Annotated in this window: 11 protein-coding genes; all 11 read left to right on the plus strand. The window is 75.0% G+C overall.

Annotated elements, in window-relative coordinates; all coding sequences use genetic code 11:
* The first annotated feature begins 6 nt into the window (after nucleotides 1–6).
* The 11 genes from ngg to ACI8AK_RS05970 all read left to right on the plus strand — a co-directional run bounded on the left by ngg (nucleotide 7) and on the right by ACI8AK_RS05970 (nucleotide 14330).
* Nucleotides 7–1764 (plus strand): N-acetylglutaminylglutamine synthetase, encoded by a 1758-nt coding sequence (gene ngg / locus ACI8AK_RS05920; RefSeq protein WP_456904169.1) that lies wholly within the window; start codon nucleotides 7–9, stop codon nucleotides 1762–1764.
* Nucleotides 1761–2147, plus strand: a complete 387-nt coding sequence (locus ACI8AK_RS05925) for a fluoride efflux transporter FluC (RefSeq protein WP_387988570.1) — start codon at nucleotides 1761–1763, stop codon at nucleotides 2145–2147. Before ngg ends, ACI8AK_RS05925 begins: the two co-directional genes overlap by 4 nt.
* On the plus strand, nucleotides 2144–2494 hold the full coding sequence (locus ACI8AK_RS05930) for a fluoride efflux transporter FluC (RefSeq protein ID WP_387988569.1): 351 nt from the start codon (nucleotides 2144–2146) through the stop codon (nucleotides 2492–2494). Before ACI8AK_RS05925 ends, ACI8AK_RS05930 begins: the two co-directional genes overlap by 4 nt.
* Before the next feature lie 74 nt (nucleotides 2495–2568).
* Entirely contained in the window at nucleotides 2569–3960 is a 1392-nt protein-coding gene (locus ACI8AK_RS05935) for an alpha,alpha-trehalose-phosphate synthase (UDP-forming) (protein ID WP_387988568.1), read from the plus strand.
* Nucleotides 3957–4697 (plus strand): trehalose-phosphatase, encoded by a 741-nt coding sequence (gene otsB, locus ACI8AK_RS05940; protein WP_387988567.1) that lies wholly within the window; start codon nucleotides 3957–3959, stop codon nucleotides 4695–4697. The genes ACI8AK_RS05935 and otsB overlap by 4 nt, the downstream gene beginning before the upstream one ends.
* 306 nt (nucleotides 4698–5003) lie before the next feature.
* Nucleotides 5004–6605, plus strand: coding sequence for a methyl-accepting chemotaxis protein (locus ACI8AK_RS05945; RefSeq protein ID WP_456955485.1), 1602 nt, complete (start codon nucleotides 5004–5006; stop codon nucleotides 6603–6605).
* Between the two features lie 19 nt (nucleotides 6606–6624).
* On the plus strand, nucleotides 6625–8247 hold the full coding sequence (locus ACI8AK_RS05950) for a methyl-accepting chemotaxis protein (protein WP_456955487.1): 1623 nt from the start codon (nucleotides 6625–6627) through the stop codon (nucleotides 8245–8247).
* Between the two features lie 401 nt (nucleotides 8248–8648).
* On the plus strand, nucleotides 8649–10250 hold the full coding sequence (locus ACI8AK_RS05955; RefSeq protein ID WP_456955489.1) for a methyl-accepting chemotaxis protein: 1602 nt from the start codon (nucleotides 8649–8651) through the stop codon (nucleotides 10248–10250).
* 205 nt (nucleotides 10251–10455) lie between these two features.
* On the plus strand, nucleotides 10456–12831 hold the full coding sequence (locus ACI8AK_RS05960) for a chemotaxis protein CheA (RefSeq protein WP_456955491.1): 2376 nt from the start codon (nucleotides 10456–10458) through the stop codon (nucleotides 12829–12831).
* 1 nt (nucleotide 12832) lies between these two features.
* Entirely contained in the window at nucleotides 12833–13279 is a 447-nt protein-coding gene (locus tag ACI8AK_RS05965) for a chemotaxis protein CheW (protein WP_387991897.1), read from the plus strand.
* A gap of 157 nt (nucleotides 13280–13436) precedes the next feature.
* Complete coding sequence (locus ACI8AK_RS05970; RefSeq protein WP_456955493.1) at nucleotides 13437–14330, plus strand: hypothetical protein; 894 nt, start codon at nucleotides 13437–13439, stop codon at nucleotides 14328–14330.
* The last annotated feature ends 177 nt before the right edge of the window (nucleotides 14331–14507 follow it).

The raw sequence follows: 14507 nt of genomic DNA on the forward strand, positions 1-14507 counted from the left end.
CGCACCGTGGCACCCCGGCTCGCCGGGCACCGCCGCCGCACGGCGGTGGCCGGCACCCCCGACCTCACCGGACGCAACTGGATGCGGCCCTCCGAGCACCAGCTGGAGGGCATGGCCGCCGACGTCGTGCTGGACCTGGCGTGGGGGCGCCTGGTCTTCGGCCAGACCTTCACCGAGATGCGCGACATCCTCGCCGCGCTGCGGGCCGAGGAGACCGGGCAGCGCGACATCTGCATCTACGCCCGCGACCCGCACGTCCTCGTCGGCCTCGCGCCCGACGAGCTGTTCATCGACCCCAGCTACACCTACCGGCTGGACCTCTACCGCTACCGGCCCCGCCCCGAGCTCATCCGCGGCGTCTTCGTGCGCACGGTGACCTCGCTGGAGGACATGGTGGCGATCAACGAGATCTACGCCCGCAACGGCATGGTGACCGGCGACCCCGAGACCATGTGGGCCAACCACCGCACCCGCGCCTTCACCTACCTCGTCGCCGAGGACACCCGGACCTCCCGCGTCGTCGGCACGGTCACCGGCGTCGACCACGTGCTGGCCTTCGGCGACCCGGAGGGCGGCACCAGCCTGTGGTGCCTCGCCGTCGACGGGCAGAGCGCGCCGCCCGGCACCGGCGAGGCGCTGGTGCGGGTGCTGGCCGAGCGGTACGTCGGCCGCGGCCGCTCCTACGTCGACCTCTCGGTCATGCACGACAACAAGGGCGCGATCGCGCTCTACCGCAAGCTCGGCTTCGTGCGCGCGCCCGCGGTGTGCGTCAAGCGGAAGAACCCGATCAACACGCCGCTGTTCGCGGCCCGCCCGCCGGGGCTGACCCGGCTGAACCCCTACGCGCGGATCATCGCCGACGAGGCGCTGCGGCGCGGGATCCGCGTCGAGGTGACCGACGCCGAGTTCGGCGAGATGCAGCTGTCCCTCGGTGGCCGCCGGGTGCTGACCCGCGAGTCGCTGTCGGAGTTCACCACCGCCGTCGCCATGAGCCGCTGCGACGACAAGCGGGTCACCCGGCGCATCGTCGAGGCCGCCGGGGTGCGCGTGCCCCGCGGTGTCACCGTGCCCGGTGACGACCTCGGCCCCGCCCGCGAGCTGCTGGCCGAGCGCGGGGAGCTGGTGGTCAAGCCCGCCCGCGGCGAGCAGGGCAAGGGCATCACGGTGGGCGTGACCAGCGAGGAGGAGCTCGCTCGGGCCGTCGACGCCGCGCGGCTGTACTGCCCGGACGTGCTGGTCGAGGAGCTCGTCGAGGGCGAGGACGTGCGCGTCGTCGTCATCGACCACGAGGTGGTCGCCGCGGCGGTGCGCAAGCCCGCGGAGGTCGTCGGCGACGGCCGCAGCACCGTGGCCCAGCTGGTGCGCGAGACCAGCCGGCGGCGGGAGCGGGCCACCGGCGGCGAGTCGCGGATCCCGCTCGACGACGTCACCACCGACGTCGTCCGCGCGGCCGGGTACGCGATGGACGACGTCCTGGCCAACGGGCAGCGGCTGCGCGTGCGACGGACGGCGAACCTGCACACCGGCGGCACCATCGAGGACGTCACCGACCGGCTGCACCCGGCGATCGGCCAGGCGGCGGTGCGGGCCAGCCGGGCGATCGGCATCCCCGTGACCGGTGTCGACTTCCTCGTCCCCGACGTCGAGGGCCCCGACGCGGTGTTCGTCGAGGCCAACGAGCGCCCGGGGCTGGCCAACCACGAGCCGCAGCCCACCGCGGCGCGCTTCGTCGACCTGCTGTTCCCCGAGACCCGCCGGCGGTGAGGGCCCCGACGGCGGCCTGTGCGCTGGCGGCGGCCGGCGGGGCGCTGGGGGCGCTGGCGCGGTGGGGCGTCGCCGAGGCGCTCCCCTCCCCCGGCGCCGGCTGGCCCTGGGCGACGCTGCTGGTCAACCTCACCGGCTGCCTGCTGATGGGCGTCCTCCTCGGCCTGCTCACCGCGGGCCCGGAGCCGGCGTGGGTGCGCCCGTTCCTCGCCGTCGGCGTGCTCGGCGGGTACACGACGTACTCCGCGTTCGCCGTCGAGGTCGTCGAGCTGACCGACGCCGGCCGGGTCCTCCTCGCCGCGGGCTACGTGCTCGCCTCGGTCCTCGGCGGGGTGCTGGCCACGGCCGCCGGCCTGCTCGCGGTCCGGCGGCGGACGCCGTGACCCCGCTGCTGGTCGCGGCCGGCGCGCTGGTCGGCGCGCCGCTGCGGCTGCTGGCGGTCCGCCTCGCGGGGCGGGCGGGCCGGGACCCCGCGGTCGGCACGCTGGCGGTCAACGTCGCGGGCTCGGCCGTGCTCGGCGTGCTGCTGGGCCTCGGTGACACGCCCCCGGCGGTGGTCGCGCTGGTCGGCACGGGCTTCTGCGGGACGCTGACCACCTTCTCCGGCTTCGGCGCCGACGTCGTCCGGCTGGTCGAGGAGCGGGCCGTCGGCCGGGCGGCCGCCTACCTCGCGGCGACGCTGGTGCTCGGCCTCGGTGCCGCGGCCGCCGGGTACCTGCTGGCGCGCTGACCGGCCCTGCGGGTGACGTGGCCGCTGCGTCTCAGTAGGGTCGACGGCGTATGGCCAGGACAGGCGCGGGAGACGTGGGGGCGGACAGTCCCGTCGTCGTGGTGGCCAACCGGCTGCCGGTCGACCAGGTGACCGACCCCGACGGGACGACGCGCTGGCAGCGCAGCCCCGGCGGCCTGGTGACCGCGCTCGAGCCCTTCGTCGCCGGCCGCGGCGGCGCGTGGGTGGGCTGGTCCGGCTCGGCCGGTGAGGCGCCCGAGCCCTTCGAGTCCGGCGGGATGTCGCTGATCCCCGTCGAGCTCTCGGAGGAGGAGGTCGACCGCTACTACGAGGGCATGTCCAACGCCTCGCTGTGGCCGCTGTACCACGACGTGGTCGAGAAGCCGGAGTACCACCGCACCTGGTGGGACGCCTACGTGCAGGTCAACAAGCGCTTCGCCGAGCGGACCGCGGAGGTGGCCGCCGAGGACGCGATCGTCTGGGTGCACGACTACCAGCTGCAGCTGGTGCCCGCGATGCTGCGGCAGCGCCGGCCCGACCTCACGATCGGCTTCTTCCTGCACATCCCGTTCCCGCCCTACGAGCTGTTCACCCAGCTGCCGTGGCGGTCGGCGATCGTCGAGGGGCTGCTGGGCGCGGACCTGGTCGGCTTCCAGCGGCCGAGCGCCGCGGCGAACTTCGTCCAGCTGGCCCGCCGGCTGCACGAGCTGCCCACCCGCGGCGCGACGGTCGAGTACGACGGGCGCACGGTGACCGCACGGGCGTTCCCCATCTCCATCGACGTCGCCGCCTTCGACGAGCTGGCCTCCTCGCCGGAGGTGGTCAAGCGGGCCGCGGAGATCCGCGCCGAGCTCGGCGAGCCGGACAAGATCATCCTGGGTGTCGACCGGCTGGACTACACCAAGGGCATCAGCGTCCGGCTCAACGCCTTCCAGGAGCTGCTCGAGGACGGCGCGATCGAGGCGCCCGGGACCGTCATGGTGCAGGTGGCCACGCCCAGCCGCGAGCGGGTCGAGCACTACGTGCACATGCGGGAGACGATCGAGCAGCAGGTCGGCCACATCAACGGCGTCTTCGGCTCCATCGGCGGGCCGGCGGTGCACTACTTCAACCAGTCGATGCCCCGCGAGGAGCTCGCCGCCCTCTACCGCGCGGCCGACGTCATGCTCGTGACGCCCTACCGCGACGGCATGAACCTCGTGGCCAAGGAGTACGTCGCCGCCCGCGGCGACCTCGGCGGCACGCTCGTCCTGTCCGAGTTCGCCGGCGCCGCGGCCGAGCTCAAGCAGGCGTTCCTGGTCAACCCGCACGACATCGCCGGCGTGAAGAACCAGCTGCTGCGCGCGCTGCGGATCGAGCCCGACGAGGGCGCCCGCCGGATGCGCGCCATGCGCCGGTACCTGGCCAAGCACGACCTCGACCACTGGGCGTCGTCCTTCTTCGACGCCCTGCGCGCCCAGGCGTGAGCGTCCCGGAGGGGACGGCGGCCGCGCTGGCGGCGGTCGCCGCCCGTCGCCCGCTGCTGGTCGCCTCCGACTACGACGGCGTGCTGGCCCCGCTGGTCGGGGACCCCGGCGCGGCGGTCCCCTCCCCCGGCACCGCCGAGGCCCTCGCCCGGGTCGCCGCCGCCGACGGCGTGACCGTGGCGCTGGTCAGCGGCCGCGGGCTCGAGGACCTGCGCGCGGTCAGCGGCTTCACCGGCCCCTACCGCTGGGTGGGCAGCCACGGCGCCGAGTTCGACGGCCCGCTCACCGGCGACCTGGCCGGCCGCCGGGACGCCCTCGCCGGGCAGCTGGCGCCGCTGGTGGCCGCGGTCCCCGGTGCGCGGCTGGAGGTCAAGCCCGCCAGCGTCGCCGTCCACGTCCGGCAGGTGACCGACCCCGCCGCGGCCACCGCGCTGCTGGCGTCCGCGGACGCGGTCGCGGATCCGTCACTGACGAAGAAGCCGGGCAAGGCGGTGCTCGAGCTCGCGGTCACCGACGCCGACAAGGGCAGCGCCGTGCGCCGGCTGCGCACGGAGATCGGCGCCGCCGCCGTCGTCTATCTCGGCGACGACCGCACCGACGAGGACGTCTTCCGCTCCCTCGGGCCGGACGACGTCGGCATCAAGGTCGGCGAGGGCGAGACGGCCGCGACCCAGCGGGTGGCCGACCCGGCCGCCGCCCTCGCCGTCCTCCGGCTGCTCGGCGACCTGCTCGCCTGACCCCCGGCGCGGCGCGTCGCGCGCCGGCCCGGGACGACCGCTCCCCCGTCGCGCGGTCACCGCCCGCTGTGGGTCGACACGGCGCCCCTCCCCCGCGCCGACCTGCACGGACGTCCCCGGGCCCGGCCGGTCACCGGCGGGCTCCGTCGACTCGGCGACGGCGCGGCGGGCGGTCACCGCCTCCTCCGCAACGATCCGTCCCGGGGCGTCTCCGGCAGCGCGGCGCGGGCGCCGGCCGCCGCCACCATTCCTGCTGCACGCCCGTCACACCCGTCGCAGCGTGCACAGGAAGCCCAGGAGGCTCTCGTGAACGCCGCATCCCGCCCGCGTGCCGGCTGGTTCGCCGACCTGCGCGTCAACACCAAGCTCATGTCCCTGCTCGCCGCACTGCTGCTGGTGGCCGGCGCCGTCGGGGGCCTCGCCGTCGTGCAGCTCGGGACGGTGAACGCCGCGGCGGAGAGCATCTACAGCGACGGCGCGGTGCCGCTCAGGGACCTGGCGGAGGCCCAGGAGGCCGTGGGGAGCATGCGGCAGCGCGTGCTGCTCCACCTCGCCGGACCGGTGACGGACAAGCCGCGCCGCGAGCAGGAGATCACCCGGTTCGACCAGGTCTTCGACACCGCGGTCGCGGCCCTGCGCCGGGAGGCGGTGGACCCGGGCCTGCTGGACGGCTACCTCGCGGCCGTCGCGGAGTACCGCACCTACCGGGACGGCACGATCCTGCCCGCGAGCCGGGCGATGGACCCCGCCGTCGACGTGGCGCCCGTCCTCGCCGAGTGCGACCGCCTGTTCGGCGTCGTCGTGGAGGCCGGCGACGCGCTGGGCGCCGCACAGACCGACGCCGTCGAGGGCACCCAGGCGAACGCCGCGGCGTCGTACCGCAGCGCCCGGACGCAGGTCCTGGTGATCCTGGTGGTCGGCGCCGTCCTCGGCCTGGCGCTGGCGCTGGTCATCGGCCGCCAGATCGTCCGCCCGCTGCGGCGCGTCCAGCACGTCGCCGCCGGACTGGCCGACGGCGACCTGACCCGTACCAGCGGTCTGCGCTCGCGCGACGAACTGGGCCAGACCGGTCGTGCGCTCGACGCGGCGATGGAGAGCCTGCGCGGCGTCATGGCCTCGGTCGTCGCCTCCGCGGACGCGGTCGCGGCCTCCAGCGAGGAGCTGTCGGCGTCCTCGGCGCAGATCTCGGTCTCGGCCGAGGAGACCTCGGCGCAGTCGGGGGTGGTCGCGGCGGCCGCGGACGAGGTGTCGCGGTCGGTGCAGACGGTCGCCGCGGGCGCGGAGCAGATGGGCGCCTCCATCCGGGAGATCGCCACCAACGCCGCCGAGGCGTCGGCGGTGGCCGCCCGCGCGGTGACCGCGGCGGAGACCACGACGGCGACGGTGGCCAAGCTGGGCGACTCGTCGGCCGAGATCGGCAACGTGGTCAAGGTCATCACCTCGATCGCCGAGCAGACCAACCTGCTGGCGCTCAACGCCACCATCGAGGCCGCCCGCGCGGGGGAGGCCGGCAAGGGCTTCGCGGTGGTGGCCAACGAGGTCAAGGAGCTGGCGCAGGAGACGGCCAAGGCCACCGAGGACATCGCCCGCCGCGTCGAGGCGATCCAGAAGGACACCGGCGCCGCCGTCGCGGCGATCGACGAGATCTCCCACATCGTCGCCCAGATCTCCGACCGGCAGACCACCATCGCCTCCGCCGTCGAGGAGCAGACCGCCACCACGAGCGAGATGTCGCGCTCGGTGCAGGAGGCCGCCCAGGGCTCGGGGCAGATCGCGGACAACATCTCCGGGGTCTCGGCCGCGGCGGACTCCACCACCCAGGCGCTGACCCAGACCCGGGTCGCCGTCGACGAGCTGTCCCGCATGGCCGCCGGCCTGCGCACCAGCGTCAGCCGCTTCACCCACTGACACCCTGAGAGGCACCACCGTGCACCTGTCCTGGCTCTCGTCCCTGCGGATCGGCCGCCGGCTCGCCCTCGCCTTCGGCGTGGTGGGCGTCCTGGTCGCCGTCAGCGCCGGCACCGGCCTCTCGGCCGTCGCCGAGCAGCGCGACCTCGCCGAGGAGCTCAGCCGCGCCGACGCCGTCCTGGCCGAGGCCGAGACCGCCCGCTTCCAGATCGCCGACGTCACCGGGTGGCAGGGCCTGGTGGTCGCCGACGCGGTCACCTTCGGCCCCGTGGTCGCCCTGGCGCCCGACGCCTACAACCGCTCCGGCCTGCTGGAGGCGAAGGACGGTGTCTACGCCTGGCTGGACGACGTCGACACCTCCGCCATGAACGAGGAGGAGGTCGCCGCCTTCGCCGGGCTGCGGCCGGCGTGGGACGACTACTTCCGGTGGGACGACCAGGTCGTCACGTGGCTGTCGTCGGGCACGACCGAGGGCTACCGCACCGCGCTGGAGAGCATCAACGGCGGCGAGGCCGGCGAGGGCTACGGCGCCGTGCTCGACCTGGCCGACCGCATGCAGGCCTCGGCGACCGAGCGGGCCGCGCAGCTGCGCGTCGAGCAGGACTCCGCGCAGACCCGCGCCACCGTGCTGCTGAGCGTCGTGGGGCTGGCCGCGCTCGTCCTCGCCGGGCTGTGCGCGGTGCTGGTCGGGCGGTCCGTCGTCCGGCCGCTGCGCCGGGTGCAGGTGGTGGCGGCCCGCCTGGCCGCCGGTGACCTCACGGCGCGGACCGGCATCGAGCAGGGCGACGAGGTCGGTGACCTGGCCCGCGCGCTCGACGCCGCCCAGGACGAGCTGCGCGCGGTGATGGCCGCGGTGGTGGCCTCGGCGGACGCGGTCGCGGCCTCCAGCGAGGAGCTGTCGGCGTCCTCGGCGCAGATCTCGGCCTCGGCCGAGGAGACCTCGGCGCAGTCCGGCGTCGTGGCCGGCGCGGCCGAGGAGGTCAGCCGGAACGTGCAGACGGTCGCCGCGGGCGCCGAGCAGATGGGCGCGTCGATCCGGGAGATCGCCACCAACGCCGCCGAGGCCAGCGCCGTCGCGGCCCGGGCGGTCACGGCCGCGGAGACCACCACCGCCACCGTGGCGAAGCTCGGGGAGTCCTCCGCCGAGATCGGCAACGTGGTCAAGGTGATCACGAGCATCGCGGAGCAGACCAACCTGCTGGCGCTGAACGCCACCATCGAGGCGGCGCGGGCCGGGGAGGCCGGCAAGGGCTTCGCGGTGGTGGCCAACGAGGTCAAGGAGCTGGCGCAGGAGACGGCGAAGGCGACCGAGGACATCGCCCGCCGGGTGCAGGCCATCCAGGGCGACACCACCGCCGCGGTGGCCGCGATCGGGGAGATCTCCCAGATCGTCGCGCAGATCTCCGACCGGCAGACCACCATCGCCTCCGCGGTGGAGGAGCAGACCGCGACCACCAACGAGATGAGCCGGTCGGTGTCCGAGGCGGCGCAGGGCTCGGGGCAGATCGCGGACAACATCTCCGGGGTCTCGGCCGCGGCGGACTCCACCACCCAGGCGCTGACCCAGACGCGCACCGCCGTCGACGAGCTCTCCCGCATGGCCGCCGAGCTCAGGGCGAGCGTCGGCCGTTTCACGCACTGACCCGTGTGACCCGGCCGCCGGGAATGGCCGTCCGTCCCGGCAACCGGTGACCACGGACCCGTCCGGAGCCATTTCCTCGACAATGGCTCCGAGCACGGTCGTCCGCCCCCGCCCCGACCGGCGGAAATGGCCATATCCGCCGTTGAAGAGCTCGGCCGGCAGCGCGGATGCCCTTGTCGACTTGGGCATCTGTGCTGCTCGTCCAAGTCGTACCGCTTGTCGACTTGCTGCCGGAAATGGTCCCGGCGTTGCCCGCCGCAACCAATAACGGCCGTGTTCGGATCGTTACCGACACGCCATTTCCGGACGACGCGAGTTCCTTTCCGGATCCGTCACTCTCCTACCCCGAGAGCGCCCGCTTCTTCACCACCGGCCACCCCGAGAACCCAGGAGCAGTCCCCATGAGCACGCAACGCGCCGGCCGCACCGGCGGCTGGTTCGCCGACCGCCCCGTCGGCGTCAAGATCGGCGCCGCCGTCGCCGTCCTCGCGCTGGTCGCCGTCGCGATGACCGTCCTCGCCGTCAACCGGCTGTCGGCGGTCCAGGACGCGGCCGCCCGGATCAACGACAACGTCGTCCGGCTGTCCGACCTGGCCAACATCCAGCGCTCCTGGCAGGGCGACCGGTCGCGCTACAACACGTACCCGATCGCGGACGCGCAGCAGCGCGCCGCCCTGCGGGCCGACCTGGCCGAGCGCCGCGAGACCATCGACGGCCAGCTCGACGCCTACGCCGCCGTGACGGTCAACAGGGAGGCGTTCGAGGAGTTCCGCGGCACCGTCGAGGACTACTACACGATCGCCGACACCCAGCTGCTGCCCGCGGCCGACGCCGGCAACCTCGCCGTGGCGGCCGCCGTCATCACCGGCCCGCTGCAGGACCGCTCCGACGTGCTCATGGACCAGTACAACGCCATGCAGGAGCGGCGGGTCGCCGCCGGCCAGGCCGACACCGACGACGCCGTCGGCATCGTCTCCTCGGCCACCACCACCCTGTGGGTCTCCCTGGCGCTGGGCACGCTGGTCGCGGGCGGGCTGACCGTCCTCGTGGTCCGGCGGCTCGTGGGCACCGTCCGCTCGGTGCAGCACTCGGTCGAGGCCCTGGCCGCCGGCGATCTCACCGTCACCCCCGAGGTGCGCGGGCGCGACGAGCTCGGCCGCATGGCCGCCGCCCTCGGCGAGGCCCAGGAGAACCTGCGCGCGGTGATGTCGGCCGTGGTCGCCTCGGCGGACGCGGTCGCGGCCTCCAGCGAGGAGCTGTCGGCGTCCTCGGCGCAGATCTCGGCCTCGGCCGAGGAGACCTCGGCGCAGTCCGGCGTCGTGGCCGGCGCGGCCGAGGAGGTCAGCCGGAACGTGCAGACGGTCGCCGCGGGCGCGGAGCAGATGGGCGCCTCCATCCGGGAGATCGCCACCAACGCCGCCGAGGCGTCGGCGGTGGCCGCCCGCGCGGTGACCGCGGCGGAGACCACGACGGCGACGGTGGCCAAGCTGGGCGACTCGTCGGCCGAGATCGGCAACGTGGTCAAGGTGATCACGAGCATCGCGGAGCAGACGAACCTGCTGGCGCTGAACGCCACCATCGAGGCGGCGCGGGCCGGGGAGGCCGGCAAGGGCTTCGCGGTGGTGGCCAACGAGGTCAAGGAGCTGGCGCAGGAGACGGCGAAGGCGACCGAGGACATCGCCCGCCGGGTGCAGGCCATCCAGGGCGACACCACCGCCGCGGTGGCCGCGATCGGGGAGATCAGCTCGATCGTCGCGCAGATCTCCGACCGGCAGACCACCATCGCCTCCGCGGTGGAGGAGCAGACCGCGACCACCAACGAGATGAGCCGGTCGGTGTCCGAGGCGGCGCAGGGCTCGGGGCAGATCGCGGACAACATCTCCGGGGTCTCGGCCGCGGCGGACTCCACCACCCAGGCGCTGACCCAGACGCGCACCGCCGTCGACGAGCTCTCCCGCATGGCCGCCGACCTGCGCACCAGCGTCGCCCGCTTCACGTACTGAGAGGGCCGCCCCTGCCCCCACCGCCCGCACGCCCGCGGCGGGGCCCGGCAGGGGGGCCACCTCCCGCGGCCGGCCTCCGGGGCCGGCCGCGGGAGGCGCCCCGACACCCCCGCGGCCGCCCGGCGCTCACCTTGAGTCCGACGGCGGGCCGCCGAAGACCATCCGGGGACGGATCCGTCCCCTGCACGCGAGAGAGAAGGCAACGGTGGACGGTCTGGACGACATCGTCGAGGAGTTCCTCGTCGAGAGCCACGAGAACCTCGACCAGCTCGACACGGACCTGGTCGCCCTCGAGCAGGAGCCCGACTCCCGCGAGCGGCTCTCGAGCATCTTCCGCACCATCCACACGATCAAGGGCACCAGCGGCTTCCTCGCCTTCGGCCGGCTCGAGGAGGTCACCCACGTCGGGGAGAACATGCTCTCCCGGCTGCGGGACGGCGTCCTCGCGCTGACCCCCGAGCGCACCAGCGTGCTGCTGCGGATGGTCGACACCGTCCGCTCGCTGCTCGCCTCCATCGAGGCCACCGGCGGCGAGGGCGGCGTGGACGTCTCCGCCGTCGTCGCTGAGATCAGTGCGGCCATGGAGGACTCCCCCGCCCCCGCGCCCGTCGCCGCCCCCGCGCCCGTCGCCGCCCCCGCCGCCGTCGCCGGGGCGCCCGCCGAGGTCGCCCCGGAGATCGCCCCGGAGATCGCTCCGGAGGCCGCCGCGGAGGTCGTCGCGGCCGCCGAGGCCGTGGTCGAGGCGGCCACCGAGGCGGAGCCCGAGCTCGAGCCCGTCCACGACGAGGTGCACGACGAGCACCACGACGAGGTGCACGACGACCACGCCGACGGCGGCCTGCCGGCCGGGGCCGCCCGCCCCGAGGGCCAGGGTGCTCAGCAGCGCCGCGCCGTCGCCGACTCGACCATCCGCGTCGACGTCGACCTGCTCGACTCGCTGATGCTGCTGGTCGGCGAGCTGGTGCTGACCCGCAACCAGATCGTCCAGTACGTGGGCCGCTCCACCGACACCGACCTGGTGCGCGCCTCGCAGCGGCTCAACCTCATCGCCAGCGAGCTGCAGGAGGGCGTCATGAAGACGCGCATGCAGCCGATCGACCACATCTGGTCCAAGCTGCCGCGCGTCGTCCGCGACCTCGGCATCCAGTGCGGCAAGAGCGTTCGCCTGGAGATGGAGGGCCGGGACACCGAGCTGGACAAGACGCTGCTCGAGGCGGTCAAGGACCCGCTGACCCACCTGGTCCGCAACTCCGTCGACCACGGCATCGAGGCCCCCGACCGCCGCCGCGCCGCCGGCAAGCCCGCCGAGGGCGTGCTCACCCTGCGCGCCAAGCACGAGAGCGGGCAGGTCGTCGTCGAGGTCGCCGACGACGGCGCCGGCATCGACCCGGTCAAGGTCGGTGCCAAGGCCGTCGAGCGCGGCCTCGTCACCGCCGACCAGCTGGCGCGGATGAGCCCGGCCGACGTCTTCCAGCTCATCTTCCTGCCGGGCTTCTCCACGGCCGCCGCGGTCACCAACGTCTCCGGCCGCGGCGTCGGCATGGACGTCGTCAAGACCAACATCGAGGCGATCGGCGGCACGATCGAGGTCGAGTCCGAGCCCGGCCGCGGCACCGTCTGCCGGCTGCGCATCCCGCTGACCCTGGCGATCGTCCCGGCGCTGACCGTGGAGTGCGCCGGCGACCGCTACGCCATCCCGCAGATCAGCCTGCAGGAGCTGGTCAGCCTCGACGCCGAGAAGGCGGCCAACGCCGTCGAGGAGGTCGGCGGCGCACCGGTCTACCGGCTGCGCGGCGAGCTGCTCCCCCTCGTCCGGCTCACCGACGTCCTCGGCCTCGCTTCTGACCGGCACGACGGCCACGTCGTCATCGCGGTCCTGCGGTCGGAGGGCCGGCGCTTCGGCCTCGTCGTCGACCGGGTCATCAACACCGAGGAGATCGTGGTCAAGGCCGTCGGCGGCCAGCTCAAGGCGATCGGCCTCTACTCCGGCGCGACCGTCCTCGGCGACGGCGCGGTGGCGCTCATCCTCGACGTCCAGGCCCTGGCCCGCCGCGCGCTGCGCACCGAGAGCAGCGAGCGGCAGGAGGCCCGCGGGGCGGCCGCCGCCGGCACCGGCGGCGGCGAGACCGAGCGCCAGCGCATGCTGCTGGCCGCGATCGGCGAGGGGCGCCGCGTGGCGATCCCGCTGGACACCGTCACCCGCCTCGAGCAGGTGCGCGCCGAGGCCGTCGAGCGGGTCGGCAACCGGGAGGTCGTGCAGTACCGGGGCGCGATCCTGCCGATCGTCCGGCTCGACCGGCACCTGGGCGCCTACGGCACGAGCGAGCGCGAGGTGCTCGAGGTCATCGTCTACAGCGACCACGGCCGCAGCGTCGCGATCGTCGTCGAGGAGATCCTCGACATCGTCGACGGCGGCGCCGCCGTCCGCAGCGACATCGACGACATGGGCCTGCTCGGCTCCGCCGTCCTCGGCGACAAGGTGACCGAGCTGCTCGACGTCCGCGCCGCGATCCTCGCGGCCGACCCGGCGTTCTACGCCACCGACGACCACTCCCCCGCGTCCGCTCTGCTGGAGGTCTGACGTGACCATCGAGACCGCCACCCGCGCCACCAGCGGGCAGCTGGCCACCTTCCGGCTCGACGGCGACCTGTACGGCGTCGAGGTGGAGCACGTGCAGGAGGTGCTGCGCAGCCAGAAGCTGACCCGGGTGCCGCTGGCCCCGCCGGCCGTCGCCGGGCTGATCAACCTGCGCGGCCAGGTGGTCACCGCCATCGAGCTGCGCGAGCGGCTGGGCCGCCCGCCGCGGCCGGCCGGCACCGACGCCGTCGTCATCGTGGTGCGGCTGCACGGCGAGGCGGTGAGCCTGCTGGTCGACTCGATCGCCGACGTCGTCGACGTCGACGCGGCCGACTTCGAGGCCCCGCCGGACACCCTCGACGGGCAGGCCCGGGAGCTCATCCGCGGCGCCTACAAGCTCGACGGGCAGCTGCTCCTGGCGCTCGACGTGCAGAAGGCGGTCGGCGCGTGACACAGCGTCACTGACGCCTCACCCGACCGGTTCCGACACGCGGCCGTCACCCCTCGCCCCTCCGGCGATCGGGTGACGGCCGCGTGGCGTTGCGGGGTGATCACCGCGAGCATGGGCTGACCGCCTGCTCGACGGCGGTGCCGTCGGAGGGGGAGACGTGCCGTACTCGCTGGTCAGTGCCGCGACGCTCGGGTTCGACCTGGTGCGGCTGCCCGCCGGCCGCGCCGTCGCCGACGTGCTGCTCACCGGGCTCACCGCCGGCCCCGCCGAGCTCACCGCGATCGCCGATGGTGCCCGCTCCCGCGGCGCCGACCGCGACCAGCGCACCGTCCTGGCCGTCCGCGCCCGCCGCGCCCGCGAGCTCGCCGCCGCGGTGCCCCAGCTGCGCTCCGTGTCCCCGGAGCCGGGGGAGGACCGCGCCGCCGTCCTGGTCGCCCAGCTCGAGCGCGGCACCATCGGCAACGCCGCGGCCCTGGAGCGGCTGCTGCGCGAGGACGTCCTCGGCCCCGAGCACGGTGCGTTCACCCAGGCCGACGACGACGTCCGCGAGCAGGCCGCCGAGGTCCTCGCCGACGCCGCGGTGGGGGAGTGGGCCGCCGACGTGCTGCCGCGGCTCGTGCACCGCGAGCTGGTGGCGCCGTTCCACGCCGCCGTCCCGGACGCCGGCACCCGCGGCGCGGACGCCGACCTCGGCCCGGCCACGCCCGAGCTGGGCTCGCTGCTGGCCACCTTCGCCGGCCTGGACGCCCGCGGCCGCGAGCGCTGGCGGGCCGCCGTCGACGAGGGCCGCGCCACCCGGCGCCCGTGGGCGGCCGCCATGCACGAGGCCGCGTGGGCCGCGCACGTCTCCGGCCGCACCCGGACGCTCGCCACCGCCCAGCTGCTCGCCGTCCGCGCGTTCGCCGACGGCGGCCTCGACGCCCACGACGGCGCCACGGGCTCGTGGAACGCCCTCGCGGGCGTCGTCCAGGCGCTGACGATGGGCGACCTGCTCGACGCGAGCGCCCTGGGCGTGCTGCTCGCCCCCTGGCACCGCGCCACCGGCCGCTGAGCCGCGCGGGCGCCCGACCGCCCGCCGTCTCCCGGTCGATCACCGAGTCGCCGCCGGCACGGGGTGACACGCCGCCGGGAGCGGCGACGAGCCGAGGGTCGACCCGCCGATCCCCGGGACCGCGCAGGTCGGGCGCGCGCCGGCTGCTCCCCGCCACCGGCACGCGGGTCGACAAGT

The organism is Geodermatophilus sp. SYSU D00867, assembly GCF_054050315.1.